The 16,853-nt window shown below is 54.0% G+C and carries 10 protein-coding genes; 6 read left to right on the top strand and 4 right to left on the bottom strand.

Going from position 1 to position 16,853, the window contains the following annotated elements:
* Nucleotides 1–60 precede the first annotated feature (60 nt).
* Complete coding sequence (gene yhbH, locus ACE6ED_RS25575; RefSeq protein ID WP_410830277.1) at nt 61–1,233, top strand: sporulation protein YhbH; 1,173 nt, start codon at nt 61–63, stop codon at nt 1,231–1,233.
* Nucleotides 1,234–1,616: 383 nt separating this feature from the next.
* On the opposite strand, the gene ACE6ED_RS25570 is transcribed toward yhbH, so the two are convergent.
* From ACE6ED_RS25570 to ACE6ED_RS25555, 4 genes are all read right to left on the bottom strand, one after another.
* Nucleotides 1,617–3,662 carry a methyl-accepting chemotaxis protein gene (locus ACE6ED_RS25570; RefSeq protein ID WP_410830276.1) on the bottom strand — a complete coding sequence of 682 codons (2,046 nt, stop codon included), beginning with the start codon at nt 3,660–3,662 and terminating at the stop codon, nt 1,617–1,619.
* Nucleotides 3,663–3,863: 201 nt separating this feature from the next.
* Complete coding sequence (locus ACE6ED_RS25565) at nt 3,864–4,709, bottom strand: sugar ABC transporter permease (RefSeq protein WP_410830275.1); 846 nt, start codon at nt 4,707–4,709, stop codon at nt 3,864–3,866.
* Nucleotides 4,706–6,019: a sugar ABC transporter permease gene (locus tag ACE6ED_RS25560; protein ID WP_410830274.1), complete on the bottom strand. Its 1,314-nt coding sequence runs from the start codon at nt 6,017–6,019 to the stop codon at nt 4,706–4,708. The genes ACE6ED_RS25565 and ACE6ED_RS25560 overlap by 4 nt, the downstream gene beginning before the upstream one ends.
* A 211-nt stretch (nt 6,020–6,230) precedes the next feature.
* Nucleotides 6,231–7,562, bottom strand: coding sequence for a sugar ABC transporter substrate-binding protein (locus tag ACE6ED_RS25555; protein ID WP_410830273.1), 1,332 nt, complete (start codon nt 7,560–7,562; stop codon nt 6,231–6,233).
* Nucleotides 7,563–8,210: 648 nt separating this feature from the next.
* On the opposite strand from ACE6ED_RS25555, the gene ACE6ED_RS25550 reads away from it, so the two are divergent.
* The 5 genes from ACE6ED_RS25550 (at nt 8,211) to ACE6ED_RS25530 (ending at nt 16,717) form a co-directional block, all read left to right on the top strand.
* Complete coding sequence (locus tag ACE6ED_RS25550) at nt 8,211–9,956, top strand: alpha-glycosidase (RefSeq protein WP_410830272.1); 1,746 nt, start codon at nt 8,211–8,213, stop codon at nt 9,954–9,956.
* A gap of 727 nt (nt 9,957–10,683) precedes the next feature.
* Entirely contained in the window at nt 10,684–11,721 is a 1,038-nt protein-coding gene (locus tag ACE6ED_RS25545; RefSeq protein ID WP_410830294.1) for a LacI family DNA-binding transcriptional regulator, read from the top strand.
* Nucleotides 11,722–11,861: 140 nt separating this feature from the next.
* Nucleotides 11,862–12,524: a beta-phosphoglucomutase gene (gene pgmB, locus ACE6ED_RS25540; protein WP_410830271.1), complete on the top strand. Its 663-nt coding sequence runs from the start codon at nt 11,862–11,864 to the stop codon at nt 12,522–12,524.
* Between the two features lie 113 nt (nt 12,525–12,637).
* Nucleotides 12,638–14,956 (top strand): glycoside hydrolase family 65 protein, encoded by a 2,319-nt coding sequence (locus tag ACE6ED_RS25535; protein WP_410830270.1) that lies wholly within the window; start codon nt 12,638–12,640, stop codon nt 14,954–14,956.
* A gap of 78 nt (nt 14,957–15,034) precedes the next feature.
* Nucleotides 15,035–16,717 (top strand): glycoside hydrolase family 13 protein, encoded by a 1,683-nt coding sequence (locus ACE6ED_RS25530; RefSeq protein WP_410830269.1) that lies wholly within the window; start codon nt 15,035–15,037, stop codon nt 16,715–16,717.
* Nucleotides 16,718–16,853: the final 136 nt, after the last annotated feature.

The following is a 16,853-nucleotide window of genomic DNA, read 5'->3' as shown; positions in this document are numbered from 1 at the left end:
ATACTAGCCTTACCCCCTTTCAAAATTAAAGGCGATATCCATGCTCAGGAGGTGATCGGCATGCCGGAATCCCATTCGTCCGGACCGTTTTCTTTTGTCGTCTCCAAAGAAGACTGGTCGCTCCACCGCAAAGGCCATCAGGATCAGGAGCGCCATCAGCACAAAGTGAAGGAAGTCATTAAGGCCAATCTGCCGGACCTGGTCACCGAAGAAAACATTATTTTGTCCGGTGGAAGACAGATCGTCAAAGTCCCGATCCGCAGCCTCGACGAGTACCGGATCATTTACAATTACCGCAAGCAGAAGCATGTGGGTCAAGGTGACGGGGACAGCCAGGTTGGGGATGTGCTGGGAAGAGAACCCGCCCAGGCCAGCCCAGGCAAAGGCGAAAAAGCGGGCGACCAGCCGGGGCAGGACACCGTGGAAGCCGAAGTTGATCTGGAGGATTTGGAGGACATTTTGTTCGGGGAGCTGGAACTGCCGAATCTTAAGCCCAAGGACAAGGACGAACTGGAGTCCCATTCCATTGTTTTTAACGATATCCGCAAAAAAGGGATGATGTCGAACATCGACAAAAAGCGCACGCTGCTGGAGAACCTCCGCCGTAACGCCAACGCAGGACGCCCGGGAATCCACGCGATCAGTCCCGACGATCTCCGCTACAAAACCTGGGACGATAAAACGCTGCCCCATTCAAACGCTGTGATTTTGGCGATGATGGACACTTCAGGGTCCATGGGTAATTTCGAGAAATACTGCGCCCGCAGCTTTTTCTTCTGGATGACCCGGTTTCTGCGGCGTCAGTATGAGCAGGTGGAAATCGTGTTCCTTGCCCATCATACGGAAGCAAAGGAAGTGGGCGAACAGGAGTTTTTTACGCGCGGGGAAAGCGGAGGAACGATTTGTTCTTCGGTTTATCAAAAAGCGCTGGACATTATCGACGCCAGGTACCCTCCAGCCAAATACAACATTTATCCTTTCCATTTCTCGGACGGCGACAATCTCAGCTCCGACAATGAACGCTGCGTGAAGCTGATCGGCGAGCTGCTGAAACGCAGCAATCTGTTCGGCTACGGCGAGGTGAACCAGTACAACCGCAGCAGCACGCTGATGGCTGCCTACAAGAACATCAAGCACGAGCAGTTTATGTATTATGTCATCAAGGAAAAAAAGGAAGTGTACCTGGCGCTGAAGTCCTTTTTTCATAAAAGGGAGGGCGCACCGTCCGCTTGATCATGGGTTAGCAGATTTGTCTGCTCGACGGGTTGCGGGTTCGGCTGATCAACGGATTCAGCTGGTTTGCCCTATCCTTCTGTAAAAATAACAGGCCCCTAAGTCCGCGTGTTCGCGGACCTTGGGGCCTGTGTTCAATTCGGACGTATCGGTTCGGCGCCCGCTGCTGACCTGCCGGCTCGCTTCCTGCTCTGCAAGGCCCCACCGGTTCTGTCCTTTCACCTTGCGTCCGTTAATCGTGCCTAGGCAGGTCTGTTCGTCCGGTCCGCTAGTCCGGTTCATTAGTCCGGTCCACTAGTCCGGTCCGCCAGTTCGGTCCGCTAGTCCGGTCCGTTTGCTCAGCGTCCGTTAACCGAGCTATAAATCAGCTCTCCGCTTGGAAATCAGGCGCGAAACCCTTTCAGCGACTCCCGCAGCTGCCCGGCCAGCTCCTCCAGCCTGCCCGACAGGGCGACCAGCTCTTCGCTGACCGAAAACTGCTTCGAGGACATGCCGGCCACCTCCCGGGTAGATGCGCCGGTCTGTTCCACAATCGCCCCGACGCCCTCCAGCGATTCCGCCAGCTGCCGCTGCGTCTCCAGCATCCCGGCAGCTGCGGCCGAGGATTCGGCGATCCCCCGGGCCGTGCGCTCCATCTCCGCCTTGACCTCCGCAAATGCCTCCGCCGTCTCCCGCACCGATTCGATCTGCTCGCGGAACAGCGGAGCGGCTTCGTTCACCGCCCGCACCGTCGTCTCGATCTCCCGCTGGATCGATTCGGTCATCTCCGAAACCGAGCGGATCGAATCGCCGGATTGTGCGGCAAGGCCGCGGATTTCTCCGGCGATGACGCCGAACCCCCGGCCGGATGCTCCGGCCCGGGCCGCTTCAATCGATGCGTTCAGCGCCAAAATATGCGTCTGCTTCGTCACGGCGACCAGCGGCGTAAGAATGTTATAGATCTGCCCGGCACTCCGCTTCAGCTGGTCGGCGGTCGACTGGATGCTGTCCATCACTGCGGCCGCGGTTTCGCTGCGCCGCACGAGCTCCTCCATACGTTCCGCCGCCCCGTCGCTTATATTCACGACGCGCACTGCCGCATGGTCGATCGCTTCGTTCTGCCGGACGACCTCCTCCGTTCTTGCGCCCATGGCCTCCACGCTCATGATGCTCTGCTCGGCTTCTTCTCCCAGCCGCTCGGCCCCGGCAGCAATTTCCCGCGTGGCCGCGGCCACTTCCCCTGCGGTCGAGGAGGTCGTACGCGAGACGCGGGCAAGCTCGTCGGAGGTCGCCAGGACCGCGTCCGCCGCCGTTCCGCTCTGCCGGGTGAGCAGGGCGATCCGTTCCATCATGCGGTTGAAGCTGTGCCCGAGACGGCCGATTTCATCCCGGCTTCTGAAGTTTGTCCGCACCAGCAAATTGCCCTGCTCCCCTTCTTCCATCAGCATGGCCAGCTGGCTGATCGGACGGCCCACCATCCGGACAAGCAGCAGGCCAATCAAGCCGGCAATAAGAACAGAGGCAAGCAATACAGCGAGCGTAAGATAAAGCAGCCGGTCTGCTTCCTGGGTAAAATCGCGGATAGGCGCATGGCCCACAAGTGTCCAGCTGCCCGCCCGCAGCGGCTGATAGACGCCAAGCTGCGGCTCTCCCGCGCCGTCATCCGCCTTAAAGGAATGCGGAGCGGTGTCCGCGCTGCCCGCCGGCGGCCGGATGTCCGCAGGTTGACCGAGCAGCTCCGTCTCCGCCGCATAAACTACTGTGCCGTCCGTATCCAGCATCCGGACATGGCCCGAGTCGCCGATATGCAAATTGGACAGCACCTGGGTCAGCGCCGAGCTTTTGATTTCAATCAGCATGTAATACTCCTCGTCCGGTTTTTGCATATTGCGCAGCAGCCGGCCCATTGTCATGGATGGCTCACCGTAAGCATCAAAAAAACCTTTGGGCAGAACAGGAAACCACACCGGGTTGCCTTTGGCTGCTTCAATTTTGGCGATACGGGCTTTGACCGCATCATCCGTGCGAATCCCGCTTACACCGCCAGATTTGTACGACTCGGGCTCGGCCAGCGACTTGGCGACCAGCCTGACCCCCAGCAGCCGCTCATCCGCGCTTTTGACCGCATCCAGCTTCTTGCGGATCCGGTCCTCGGCAGCGGTTCGTTCCACCGTACCGGTTCCGGGTCTGTGAACCACAGCGATATCCTGCTTCAGCACAGCGTCTACAGCAAATTGTCTCGACAGCGCTTCATATTCGGCAAGCAGAAAATCAAGCTTATCGCCCGCCTGCACGATGGATTGCTGTGAAGCGGCCGCCACCTTGTCGGTAATCAGCCGTTTGGCCTGACCGTAAGAGGCGAACCCCAGCGCGGACGATAAACCTACTATAGTAACAAACAAAATCGCAAACAATTTCACGCCAACAGACCGGAACCGGATAACCCCCATATTTCCTGACCCTCTCTCTTATGGTATGTACTTCCAACTCCAAAATCAGAAGAAAAAGTACAGCCCGGCAGGCGACGCCGTGCTGTACTTGTATGCCGTACTATGCTGCGGTTGGGCGTGAATAAGCCAGTCTCTATTCCTTTGCTGTGGACCCGGGTCATTTCCGCTGGATCCGGCTGGGGAATTAGAGCTCCTTGCCCGTCAGCCCTTGCTTGCCCCTGCCGTCAGCCCGTCAACCAGCAGCCGCTGCAGGAACATAAACAAAATCATGATCGGCACGGCGATCAAAACCGCACCGGCGGCGAACAACGTAAAGTTTGTATTTTGGTTGCTGTTCACCATATCCCACATGCCGACCGCAACCGTCCAGTTCTCTTTCGTGCGCAGCACCAGACGGGCAAAAATGAAATCAACCCATGGTCCAACGAACTGCAGCAGGGCGATATAGGTCAACATCGGTTTGGACAGCGGCAAAATAATCCGGGTAAAAATACCGAAGTTGCTCGCCCCGTCGATCCGCGCCGCTTCATCCAGCGACCGCGGAATCGTATCGAGGAACCCTTTGGCGATCAGCGTGCCGCCGAGCGGCGCACCGGCCGAATACACCAGAATAAGCGCCATATGGGTATCCAGCAGATTAAATTCCTTCAGCAGCAGGTAAATGGCGATCATACTCATAAACCCGGGGAACATGCCGAGAATGAGCAAGGTCGACAGCGCGGTTTTACGGATTTTGAACCGGAACCGCGACATCGCATAACTGGTCAAAAGCGTCAGGAATACGCCGATAATCATCGAAAACAAAGCGATTTTCAGGGTGTTCATGTACCAGGTGCCGAACATGTAGACAGGTGAAGTGAACAGCTCTGTGTAATGAGCGAAGGTGAACTGCTCGGGAATAAACGTCTTGCTGTACAGCGATTTGCCCGGCCGCAATGAGGACAGCAGTATCCAGAGTGCAGGATACAAGGCGATTACCGATAAAATAATCAACATAATATAACTGGCCGACAACCTAACAATTTTGCTGAACTTACGTCCGCTCATTGGATCATATCCTCCTCTTGGAACGACTTGGTCCGTCTGTAGTTGTAAATGGAGAAGGAAGCTACTATCAGGAAGATAATAATGCCGACAGCGGACGCCATGTTGTATTTGTTTTGGTCAAGCGTCAATTTATAGAGCCAGGTAACCAGCAGGTCTGTGGAACCGGCGTACTGATAGTCGCCTTTGACGGGATTGCCGCCTGTCAGCAGGAAAATGGCGTTAAAGTTATTGATATTGCCGGCAAACTGCATAATTAGCGTCGGAGCTGTCGAGAACAAAATCATCGGCAGCGTAACAATCCGGAATTTTTGGTAAGCTGTTGCGCCATCTACTTCCGCCGCTTCGTACATGTCGCGCGGAATGGTCGTCAGCACGCCCATGACCAGCAGCATGGAGACCGGAATCCCTACCCACATATTTACAACAATGACCGTCACCTTCGCCCAGAACGGATCAGTCAGCCATGGCAGGCCGTCCAGACCAAAGTAGCCGAGATACTGGTTGATCGGTCCGAATTGTCCATTAAAAAGATTGCGCATCAAAAGCAGCGAAATCAGCTGCGGAATGGCATAAGGAATGATCAGAATTACACGCCACATGCCTTTGAAGCGGATGCCTTGCTGGCTAATCAGCAGCGCGACGAGAATGCCGCCGAAATAAGTGGTCACCGTGGACAGCACGGCCCAGATAATCGTCCAAGTTAAGACACCATAAAAAGTAGAACTCCAAGTTTTGAGGACCAGTAGATTTTGGAAAGTCTCAAAGCCGACCCAATCCACCAGTTTGGCTGGAGGCATGTGATTAGGCGCGGAATAGTTGGTGAACGCAAGCATCACCATGAACACAATCGGCATTACAGTAAAAAACAAAATGCCGATGCCCGGCAGAATTAAAAAGCTTTGGGCAAATTTATAATCCAAAATGAAACGGACCGATTGCTTGAAGTTGTTGGGTTTATGTCCTGCCTCACGGGCGGCTCCCGTGCGGTAGGCGTCCTTGATATTCATAATAAACGCCACCAGAAAAACCAACAGAACCAGAAGCGTAATCAAGCTCTGAATCAAAATGAAGATGGAATGGTCCCCTTGAACCATTTTGGTGACGCCGTTAATTTTGCGCAGGGCGCTTGGCGCATCGCCAAGTGTTGCAATGCCCCATAAGGCTCTGCCTAAATTATTGATGAAATAATAAACGGAAACGGCTTCCACCGCTAGAAAAATGATGCCTTTGATGAATTGGCGGTTATATATTTGTCCCAATCCCATAAACAGGGTTGACAGTATCGCGGCGTTTGTCCGGTGTCGCTGCATTTCCCTTCCGTTCTCCTCTCCTGGAAATCGAAGAACCGCCCGCCGCCACTACTGGCGGCGGGCAGTCAGGATTCCACTGTGTACTAGTATTGTTCGCCTCTAGTGACGCGGGACAGGATCTTGATTTTCTAGCTTAATACTCAGCGTAATACTTCAATGTCAAGCATTACCGGAGTACCAAGTTGTCCGTAATCCTGTCCGCAGGGTGGAATTACTGCGCAGACGCACCGTTGTTCAGGTCTTTGATCTGTTGAACGGCTTTATCCATTGCCGCTTTCGGATCTGCGTTGTTATCCCAGATTTCCGGCAGGGCCGCGTTCACTGGACTCCATACATTGGACATTTCCGGAATGGACGGCATGGGCTGGGAGTGCTTCGTCTGTTCTGCAAACGCGGAAACGTACGGATCGTTTTTGACCTGCGGGTCTTCAAGAGCTTCCAGGTTCGTCGGAACGGAACCTACCGTCTTGTTCAGGAGAAGCTGGGACTCTTTGCTGCTTGCAAATTGGGCATACAGCTTGGCGGCGTTCGGATACTGCGTAAAGGAGTTGACGCCGTAAATTTTAACGCCGGAGAAGGTAATACCCGGTTTACCGTCGATGGACGGGATTGCGGCTACGCCAAGGTTATCGCCAAGCGCTTCTTTGTAAGCGCCAAGCTCCCACGGGCCGTTGATGTCCATCGCCACGTCGCCGGAAGCAAACAAGCTGCGTTTGATGTCAGGGTTGATGTCCCCGCTCTTGATCGGCAGCACTTCTTTCAGCTTGACATACGTTTTTAGACCTTCGATCGCTCCGTCATTAGCCAGACCGATATCATCTTTGTCGGTGCCGTCTTTGCCAAACAGGTAACCGCCGGTGGTCGCGATAAACGGATAGTTGAAGTACATGTTGCCCGTTTCCCACATAATGCCGTAGCGGTTTTTTGCTTTATCGGTGAATGTCTTGCCGAAAGCGATCAGCTCATCGAACGTTTTTGGCGCTTCTTTGACGATCGATTTATTGTAATACAAAGCGGTTGTTTCAGCCGCTCTCGGATAGCCGTAGAGCTCTCCGCCATACGAAGCGCCGAGAATCGAGGCTTCCGTGTTGTTCGCCTTTGTCTCTTCGCCGAATATGTCGTTCGGCAGCAGCAGGCTTGCGCTAGCCGCATTGCCCAGATGGTCGTGCGGAATGACGACGACGTCAGCGGCCAATCCGGACGGTCCGTCCTGGGACAGCTTGCCGACCTGATCCGGAATCCCTACTTCTTCGATTTTTACAGGAACATTGTATTTCTCTGTAAACTTCTTGGCGATTTCTTCGGTAAATTTCCGTTCTTCTTTACTTTCCCATACTGTGAGGGACGCCCCTTCTTCCGGAAGCACTGCTGCATCCGACGGAGCAGCATTGCCGCCTGCATTGCCTGCAGTTCCCTGTGTTGCCGCAGGTGCATCTGTAGCAGTCGCGTTGTTGCCCCCGTTATTTCCCCCAGAGCCGCAAGCCGTAATTGACAGCGCCATGGAGAAAGCCGAAACGAGTACCATCATCTTTTTTAACTTCATTGCTTTAACCCCTCCCAATTTGTTTAACCTGCAAAATTAGATGCCGGCCGATCATGGAAATTGCGCAAACGATTCCACAAGAGGCAAAAAAAAAGTGTATTTTAACTCTCCCTCTTATGTATCCGCTTTATTTATTGTGGAAAGCGCTTCATTCCTGTACCCATCATACACTAAGGGGCGGGAAATGCAAAAACGTTTGCACTTGCCATATTCGGCTAAAAACAATCAATTTCGGAACAAAGATAATAATTATCTCCCGATTTTACAATATTCCTTCGTTTATCTTCTATTTGTTGATCCAACAAACAAAGGAAAACCGGTTTCACACCAATGATTTCTTTTCCGTGTTTTCAGGTCAGTCCAGCTCACTTTCGCTCTTTGCAAAAGCAGGCATTATTTGTAAGCGTTTATCATTTGTGCAATGGTTTGTACAAAATCATTGAAAGCCCTCTCCACCCGTGCTATAATCCGATACCGATAGGGCTGGAGGCTTCATTCGCGCTCAGCCCACACTCAATTTGAAGGCGCTGCTCATCTGATCAAGGTGCATCCTCGGCTGTTTGTCCGCCGGGAGTGCGCCTTTTTTTGCGGCCGCCTTCCTGTCCTGCCCGCCCTACATATTTTTATTTCACAGGAGGTTTGATCCCCATGCTGTTAGAAGCGATTTATCACCGTCCCAAACTGAACTGGTCGTATGCTTACGACGAACGCACCATTCACCTTCGCCTGCGTGCCAAAAAAGGTGATCTCACGGAGGTGTACGCCTTTGCCGGCGACAAATACGCCTGGGATGCCACCAAAGAGCTGATCCCGATGCATGTGTTCGCTTCCGATTCGATGTTTGACTATTGGGAATGCGAGGCGGTTCCGCCTCACCGGCGGCTGAAGTATGGATTTTTGCTGCAAAAAGACGAAGAATCCATTTGGATGACGGAAAACGACTTCACACCAAACCGTCCCCTGAATCCTAACCGGCTGTTCGAATTTCCCTACATCAACCGAATCGATATCTTTACTCCGCCGGAGTGGGTCAAGGATACGGTGTTTTATCAGATTTTTCCCGAACGGTTTGCAAATGGCGACCCGTCCCGCACTCCGCAAAACGCGCAGCCATGGGGCGGCACCCCCGAAGTAGACAATTATTTTGGCGGCGATCTGCAGGGCGTAATCGATCATCTCGACCATTTAGAGGAGCTCGGTATCACTGGTATTTACTTCTGCCCTATTTTCACGGCGCGGACAAACCATAAATACGACACGGAAGATTACATGCAGATTGATCCGGCATTCGGGGATCTGGATGTACTGAAACGCCTGGTCGCAGCCTGCCATGAACGGGGAATCCGTGTGCTGCTGGACGCAGTATTCAATCATTCGGGAAGCACATTTGCCCCATTCAGGGATGTGCTGGAGAACGGGGAACGTTCCCGCTATAAAGACTGGTTCCATCTGAACGAATTCCCGGTTGCCGCACCGGATGGCATTCCCAATTATGACGCGTTTGGCTTTGTCGCTTCCATGCCGAAGCTGAATACAGAGAACCCTGAGGTGAAGCAATACCTGCTTGATGTTGCCACCTACTGGATCCGGGAAGCCGATATTGACGGCTGGCGGCTCGACGTTGCCAATGAAGTCGATCATGAATTCTGGCGGGATTTCCGCAAGGCCGTTAAAAAAATCAAACCCGACGCTTATATCCTCGGCGAAATCTGGCACGAATCGGCTCCTTGGCTCGAAGGCGACAAGTTCGACGCGGTGATGAACTATCCGACCACCGAGTCGGTCATCGACTTTTTCCTGAAAGGCGAGCTCGACGCAGCAGAATTTGCGGGCAGTATCGGCCGTCAGCTGGCGCGTTATCCCCGTCAAGCAAACGAAGTCGCATTTAATCTGCTGGACAGTCACGATACCCCCCGGCTGCTGACATTGGCAGGCGGCAATCTGAACAAAATGAAGCTGGCCTCCTTGTTCCTGTTCACCTACATGGGGACGCCTTGCATTTATTACGGCGATGAAATCGGACTGGACGGCGGTGAAGATCCGGGCTGCCGGAAATGTATGGTCTGGGAAGAGGACAAACAGGACCGGGCTCTGTTCGAGTATTACCAAAAGCTGATTCGGATGCGTAAAGCTCATCCGGCGCTGCGCACCGGCACGATGACCTTCCTAGAAGCCGGCCGCGGCCGCAGCAAAATCGCCTACGAACGCAGACTGGACGACGAGTCCCTCATTATCCTGATCAACGCGGACGAAACCGCTCAGTCATTTGCCCTTTCCGTAGAAGACAAGCATTGGGAGAATGTATGGGACGGCACTTCTCACACCGCTGTCCGGGGCAAGCTGAACCTGAAGCTCCCTGCTTACGGCTTCGCCGTCCTCAGCGCCCGGCCGTAACCGTAACAACAGCCGTTTCAATCACTCGTTTTAAGCCGCCGGGCGGAAGTTTTCCGTCCGGCGGTTTGGCGATTTGTTGGACCACAGCCAGGTAACGGAGCCGGACCTTGCTGAAGATCAGCGAAAATTGGCAGGCCGGCTAAGCCGACAACACTGGCTAAGCCGACAACGGCAGGCTTCTACGCCAAGTGCAGCGAAGCTTCGTGGAATTTGTAAGCTGCACAGTAACGGGCAGCATACGCATACTTCCCTAGACAGGTAACGGAGCGGCCCGGAGGCAATTTGGAACTGTAGGAGCGAACGCGTTCGCCTTTGTTTTCGGATTTCTACAGCAATCCTGATTCAATCAAGGAAATCCGAAAACAACAGCGACCGGAAGTCCAAACTTGCCGCAGGAGCGGCGCAGCTTGCCTGTCCCACTCGAAGTCCAAACTTGCCGCAGGAGCGGCGCAGCTTGCCTGTCCCACTCGAAGTCCAAACTTGCCGCAGGAGCGGCGCAGCTTGCCTGTCACTCGAAGTCCAAACTTGCCGCAGGGACGGCGCAGCTTGCCTGTCACTCGAAGTCCAAACTTGCCCCTGCGACACCTCAGCTTTATCTGTTTCCACGCAGGTCCGGCACAGCTCTACCTGTCTTTTCACAGATTTTATGCAAAATCCTCATTTACAATCTTCGGCAGTTCGATTAAGATAACTGTGTAAAGCAAACGGTTCCATAAAGGAGGTTTCGATTACGGTTACCATAAAGGATGTAGCCCGGAAGGCCGGCGTATCGCCATCTACCGTTTCCCGGGTTCTGTCCAATCATCCCAGAATCAGCCTGGAAACCTCCCGCAAAGTGAAGTCCATAATGGAGGAAATGGGTTACCATCCCAATATTATGGCGAAAAGCCTTGTCTCCAAGACGACCAACAGCATCTGTATTATTTTGCCGAAGCCTGCGGAAGAACTGTTCTCCAATCTGTTCTTCATGGAACTGATTCGCGGGATCGTTACGCAGGCCAGCCGTGCCGGCTACGACGTGCTCATCAGCTCCGGCGCCAACGAAAAGGAAGAGCTCGAATCGGTCTCCCGGCTGCTGAAGGGACGACGGGTGGACGGCGTGATTTTGCTCTATTCCCGCAAAGACGACGCAGTCATCGACTTTCTTCGCAGCAATGGCTATCCCTTTGTACTGGTGGGACGCAGCGATAAGTACGATGATATCCTGTCGGTCGATACGGATAATGTGATGGCGGCGTTTGACGCCACAAGTCATCTGATTTCGATGGGACACCAGCGGATCGGGTTCGTCAGCGGACCGCCAAATCTGATTGTTTCCCGGGACCGGCTGGAAGGTTACCGTCAAGCAATGGCCAAGCACGGCCTGGAAATTCGGCAGGAGTGGATCGTCGAAGGCGAGTTTTTGCAGGACAGCGGGTACCGGGCGATGTCATTTTTTATGAATCTGCCGAACCGCCCCACCGCCCTTGTGGTTGTGGACGACATGGTTTCCTTCGGCGTGCTGCGCGGACTGAACGAGCTGAAATTTTCGGTTCCCGAAGATTTATGCCTGGTCAGCTTTAACAATATTCCTATTTCCGAGCTGTCTTCGCCGCCGATCAGCAGTATCGATATCGGAATTTATCATTTGGGATACACCGCTTCCCAGGTGCTGATCCAAACGATACAAGAAACCGAAGCAGGCGCCGGTTACACGAACCGGTTTATTATTCCCCACCGGCTGGTGGTGCGCGAATCGTCCATGCATTCGCCGGGCAAGAACTGACGCGACAGGTAAGCCGAGCATTTATCCGAAATCAAATAAATGAAGCCTCCTTCCTTTGCTTCATTTATTTTTTTGGCGGATCGTTCAAACGTTTGCGCTAATTATTTACTCCGCGTATCTCGCGGACAGGAGGTTAAGTTGTGACGGAAATCAAAGCATGCATTTTTGACCTGGACGGCGTGCTGGTCGACACCGCCAAATATCATTTTATCGCATGGCGTGAGCTGGCCGACCGGCTCGGCTTTGTCTTTACGGAGCAGGACAACGAGCGGCTGAAGGGCGTCAGCCGGGCCGCTTCGCTGGATATTTTGCTGGAAATCGGCGGGTTGTCCTTTTCTCCGGAAGAAAAGCTGGAGCTTGCCGAGTCAAAAAACAGCCGTTATGTGGAATATATTACGGCGATGGACGCCTCCGAGATTTTGCCCGGAGCGCTGGAGCTGCTGCGGGAATGCCGGGCTAACGGGATTCGGACAGCGCTTGGTTCGGCCAGTAAAAACGCCGGCCTGATTCTGAACAACACCGGATTGTCCCCTTACTTCGACGTTATTGTCGACGGCAACCGCACCTCGGCCGCCAAACCGGATCCCGAAGTCTTTTTGCTTGGCGCCCGGGAGTTAGAGATTGATCCCGCCGCCTGCGTTGTCTTCGAGGATGCGGAAGCCGGAATCGAAGCCGCTTCCCGCGCAGGGATGCGGAGCGTTGGCATTGGCCGTCCAGAGCAGCTGGGGGCCGCCAATTGGGTTGTTCCATCGCTGCGGGACTTTTCTGTAACGAAGCTTCAGCAGTTTTTTGCAAACGTTTGAACTAATTCATTGTTTATTCCATGATCCGCAGACCGGACATTTTATAAATCAGAACCGGTACGGATTCATTTATTACCTGCAAAATGCTCATCTTACTAAAGGAGTCGGATAACGTGAAACAATACTTAAAAATCGACGAGTGGTCCATTATCGAGGAGACGTTTGACCCGCAGGCTCATGAGATTTCCGAAAGCATCTTCAGCATCGGCAACGGCCATATGGGCGGACGCGCGAATTTTGAAGAACGTTACAGCGGCCCCAGTCTTCAGGGCAGCTATATGGCCGGCGTCTACTATCCGGACAAAACCCGGGTCGGCTGGTGGAAAAACGGCTATCCGGAATACTTCGCCAAAGTGCTGAACAGCACCAACTGGATCGGCATCGACGTGGAAATCGGCGGTCAGCCGCTTGACCTGGCCCGCTGCGAAGTAACGGACTTCCGCCGGGAACTCAACATGAAAGAAGGCACGCTCTCCCGCAGCTTCAATGCCAAGCTGGAAGACGGCAGCGAAATCCGGGTTGAAGCGATCCGTTTCGTCAGCATGGCCCGCCGCGAGATCGGCGCGATCCGGTATGCGGTAACCTCACTTAATTTTGAAGGTGAGCTGGCCTTGACGCCTTATCTGGACGGCGATGTGAAGAACAAAGATTCCAACTATGACGAAAAATTCTGGAACGAAGTAGAGCGGCAGGCCGGCCCGGACGGCGGAATTTTGACACTGAAGACAAAAAAACTCGATTTTCACGTCACGTCGGCTATGGCCTTTGACCTGGCGATGAACGGCGAACCGGTCCAGGTGGAGACACAGACGTCGGAACGCGAAAAATACGTGGGCGTTACCGCCGGCGTGCAGGTTAAGCCTGGGGACCAGGTGGTAATTTACAAATATGCGGCAAACGTTACTTCCCGCAATTACGGCCTTGGCCAGTTAACCGAAGCCGCCTCCGCGGCGCTTGCTTCCGCCCGGGAAGCCGGTTTCCTCGCCCTTTTGGCCGAGCATACGGACAGCTGGAGAGACAAGTGGAAGGAAAGCGACATTATCATTGAAGGCGACCCGTCCGCGCAGCAGGGCATCCGGTTTAATATTTTTCAGCTTAACCAGACGTACACGGGTGACGACGACCGCCTGAACATCGGCCCTAAAGGTTTCACCGGCGAAAAATACGGCGGCAGCACCTATTGGGACACCGAGGCGTATTGCGTACCGTTTTATCTCAGCACAGCCGATCCGTCGATCTCCCGGAATCTGCTGATTTACCGCTACAAGCACCTGGAGAAAGCTAAAGAAAACGCCCGCAAGCTCGGCTTCACCAAAGGCGCGCTGTACCCGATGGTCACAATGAACGGGGAGGAATGCCATAACGAGTGGGAAATTACGTTTGAGGAAATTCACCGGAACGGCGCCATCGCCTATGCGATTTACAACTATGTGAACTACACCGGGGACAAAGCTTACTTGGGGCAATACGGACTTGAGGTCCTGGTCGAAATTTCCCGCTTCTGGGAGGAACGCGTGCATTATGCGCCGCACCGGGATAAATATGTGATGCTTGGCGTGACCGGCCCCAACGAATATGAGAACAACGTGAACAACAACTGGTATACGAACCGGATCGCCGCCTGGACGATGGAATATACGCTGGAAACGCTGGCTTATCTTCAGGAGAACGAGCCTGCCCGTTACGCCGAGCTGGTCGACAAGCTGGAGCTTCAAGCCGTTGAAACGGAGAAATGGACCGAAATTATCGGTAAAATGTACTACCCGGTCGACGAAGAACGCGGTATTTTCCTGCAGCAGGACGGATTCCTGGATAAAGTGATTATGCCGGTCAAGGAGCTGCCTCAAGAGAACCTGCCGCTGAACCAAAAATGGTCCTGGGACCGCATCCTGCGCTCCTGCTACATCAAGCAGGCGGATGTGCTGCAGGGAATTTATATGCTGGGCGACCGTTACGATCTGGAAACGAAACGCCGCAATTTCGATTTCTATGAGCCGCTGACCGTGCATGAGTCCTCCCTCTCCCCTTGCCTGCACGCCATTATTGCGTGTGAGCTCGGCTACAAGGAGAAGGCTTATGAAATGTACCTGCGCACCTCGCGCCTGGATCTCGACAACTACAACAATGATACCGAAGACGGCTGCCACACTACCAGTATGGCCGGCACCTGGATGTCCTTCGTACACGGCTTCGGTGGCTTGCGCGTCAAAGATGACCGGCTGGTGCTGAATCCGTCCAACCCCGGACACTGGACGTCCTACTCGTTCAAGGTTGTGTTCCGCGGCTCGCGTCTGAAAATCACCGTAACCGACCGCGAGGTGACCGTCACCAATGAAACCGATACGCCAGCCGATCTGCTGCTGTACGGGCAGGAATTTACCGCCCGCGGCCTCGGCAGCGTGAACGTCCAGAATCAGGCGGTTACAGTCTAATACCGGTAGAGACGGGGCTTACGTAAATACTTTTTCCGGAAGCCCCGTTTTTTGTTTATTCAGAAAGGAGTGCTATTGATGAAACGAGCGTTTTGGAAAGAAGCGGTAGTGTATCAGATTTATCCGAGAAGCTTCATGGACAGTGACGGTGACGGCGTCGGCGATCTGCAGGGGATCGTCTCCCGGCTGGATTACCTGCAGCAGCTTGGCGTAGATGTGGTTTGGCTGTCGCCGGTATATAAATCGCCAAACGACGACAACGGGTATGACATCAGCGATTACCGCGATATTATGGACGAATTTGGTACCATGCGGGACTGGGAAGAACTGCTTGCGGGCCTGCACGCCCGGGGAATGAAACTGATGATGGACCTGGTCGTCAACCATTCGTCCGACGAGCATGCCTGGTTCATGGAATCGCGTGCGTCCAAGGACAGTCCATACCGCGATTATTACATATGGCGGCCGGGCGGGGACAACGGCGAACCGCCAAACAACTGGAGTTCTATTTTCAGCGGACCTGCCTGGGAATACGACGAAGCGACAAATGAATACTACCTTCACCTGTTCTCGCGCAAGCAGCCGGATTTGAACTGGGAAAATCCCAAGGTCCGTGAGGAAATATACGAGATGATGGCTTTTTGGCTGGATAAAGGGGTCGACGGCTTCCGCATGGATGTCATTAACATGATCTCCAAAACGCCGGGACTGCCGTCCGTTGGAGACGAACCGCTTGGCGACGGCAGCCGCCATTTTATGAACGGTCCAAAAGTGCACGAATACCTGCGGGAGATGAACGAGCAGGTGCTGTCCCGCTATGACATGATGACCGTTGGTGAAACCCCCGGCGCTTCGGTGGAAGATGCAATCCGCTATACGTCCGAAGACCGCCGCGAGCTGCAGATGGTCTTCCAGTTCGAGCACATGGAGGTGGATTCCGGCCCGGGCGGCAAATGGGACGTAACTCCTTGGACGCTCCACAAGCTGCGCGGCGTCATGCATAAATGGCAGGTCGGCCTGGCCGAGCAGGGCTGGAACAGCTTGTACCTGAACAACCATGACCAGCCGCGGATGGTCTCCCGGTTCGGCGACGACGGGCGTTACCGGCTGGAATCGGCCAAAATGCTGGCAACGCTGCTGCATACGCTCAAAGGAACGCCGTATATTTATCAGGGCGAAGAAATCGGCATGACCAATGTGAAATTCCCGTCGCTGGAGCATTACCGTGACATTGAAACGCTGAACATGTACCGTGAAAAAGTCACCGAAGGCGGCGCGGACCACAGCCATATTCTGAACGCCATCTACGCCAAAGGACGCGATAACGCCCGCACGCCGATGCAGTGGGACGACAGTCCAAACGCAGGATTCTCGGAAGGCACGCCTTGGTTGTCCGTCAATCCTAACTACAGAGAAATCAACGTGCAGCAGGCTTTGGACGATCCGGATTCCATTTTCCACTACTACCGGCAGCTGATTGCCCTTCGCAAGCAGCACCCCATTATGGTGTACGGGGACTACGAGCTGCTGCTGGAGGATCACGAATTTATTTACGCCTACACCCGTACGCTGGAAAATGAACAGTGGCTTGTGCTGCTGAACTTCTGCGCAAACGAGCAGGATACCGGCTTCGGCAGCCGGCTGGCTTCAGCGCAGGAGATCGTGATCGGCAACTACAAGGACGCACCGGAAACCCCAGGCGTTTTGCGTCCGTACGAGGCAATTGTCTACCGGATGAACGGCACAGGCACGGGCCAATAACAGGGAGCCTTCAAGACATAATTTAAAAGAATTTGCGTGCCCGTACCGGCAGCCGCCTCCCGCGCTATATAAGGCGCTGGCGGGCGGCTGTCTTTTTTCTTCGCTAGTGAAAGTATTTAGTATTTTGAGAATTCCC

Source organism: Paenibacillus nanchangensis, from assembly GCF_046543445.1.
Lineage (GTDB): Bacteria > Bacillota > Bacilli > Paenibacillales > Paenibacillaceae > Paenibacillus_AQ > Paenibacillus_AQ nanchangensis.
This window is presented reverse-complemented; position numbering and strand designations above follow the sequence as displayed.

Bases quoted from the DNA above. Each gene is read 5' to 3' on its own strand.
- ACE6ED_RS25550 (WP_410830272.1), top strand. From the start codon at position 8,211: ATGCTGTTAGAAGCGATTTATCACCGTCCCAAACTGAACTGGTCGTAT.
- ACE6ED_RS25530 (WP_410830269.1), top strand. From the start codon at position 15,035: ATGAAACGAGCGTTTTGGAAAGAAGCGGTAGTGTATCAGATTTATCCG.
- ACE6ED_RS25565 (WP_410830275.1), bottom strand. From the start codon at position 4,709: ATGAGCGGACGTAAGTTCAGCAAAATTGTTAGGTTGTCGGCCAGTTAT.
- ACE6ED_RS25555 (WP_410830273.1), bottom strand. From the start codon at position 7,562: ATGAAGTTAAAAAAGATGATGGTACTCGTTTCGGCTTTCTCCATGGCG.
- yhbH (WP_410830277.1), top strand. From the start codon at position 61: ATGCCGGAATCCCATTCGTCCGGACCGTTTTCTTTTGTCGTCTCCAAA.
- ACE6ED_RS25560 (WP_410830274.1), bottom strand. From the start codon at position 6,019: ATGCAGCGACACCGGACAAACGCCGCGATACTGTCAACCCTGTTTATG.
- ACE6ED_RS25570 (WP_410830276.1), bottom strand. From the start codon at position 3,662: ATGGGGGTTATCCGGTTCCGGTCTGTTGGCGTGAAATTGTTTGCGATT.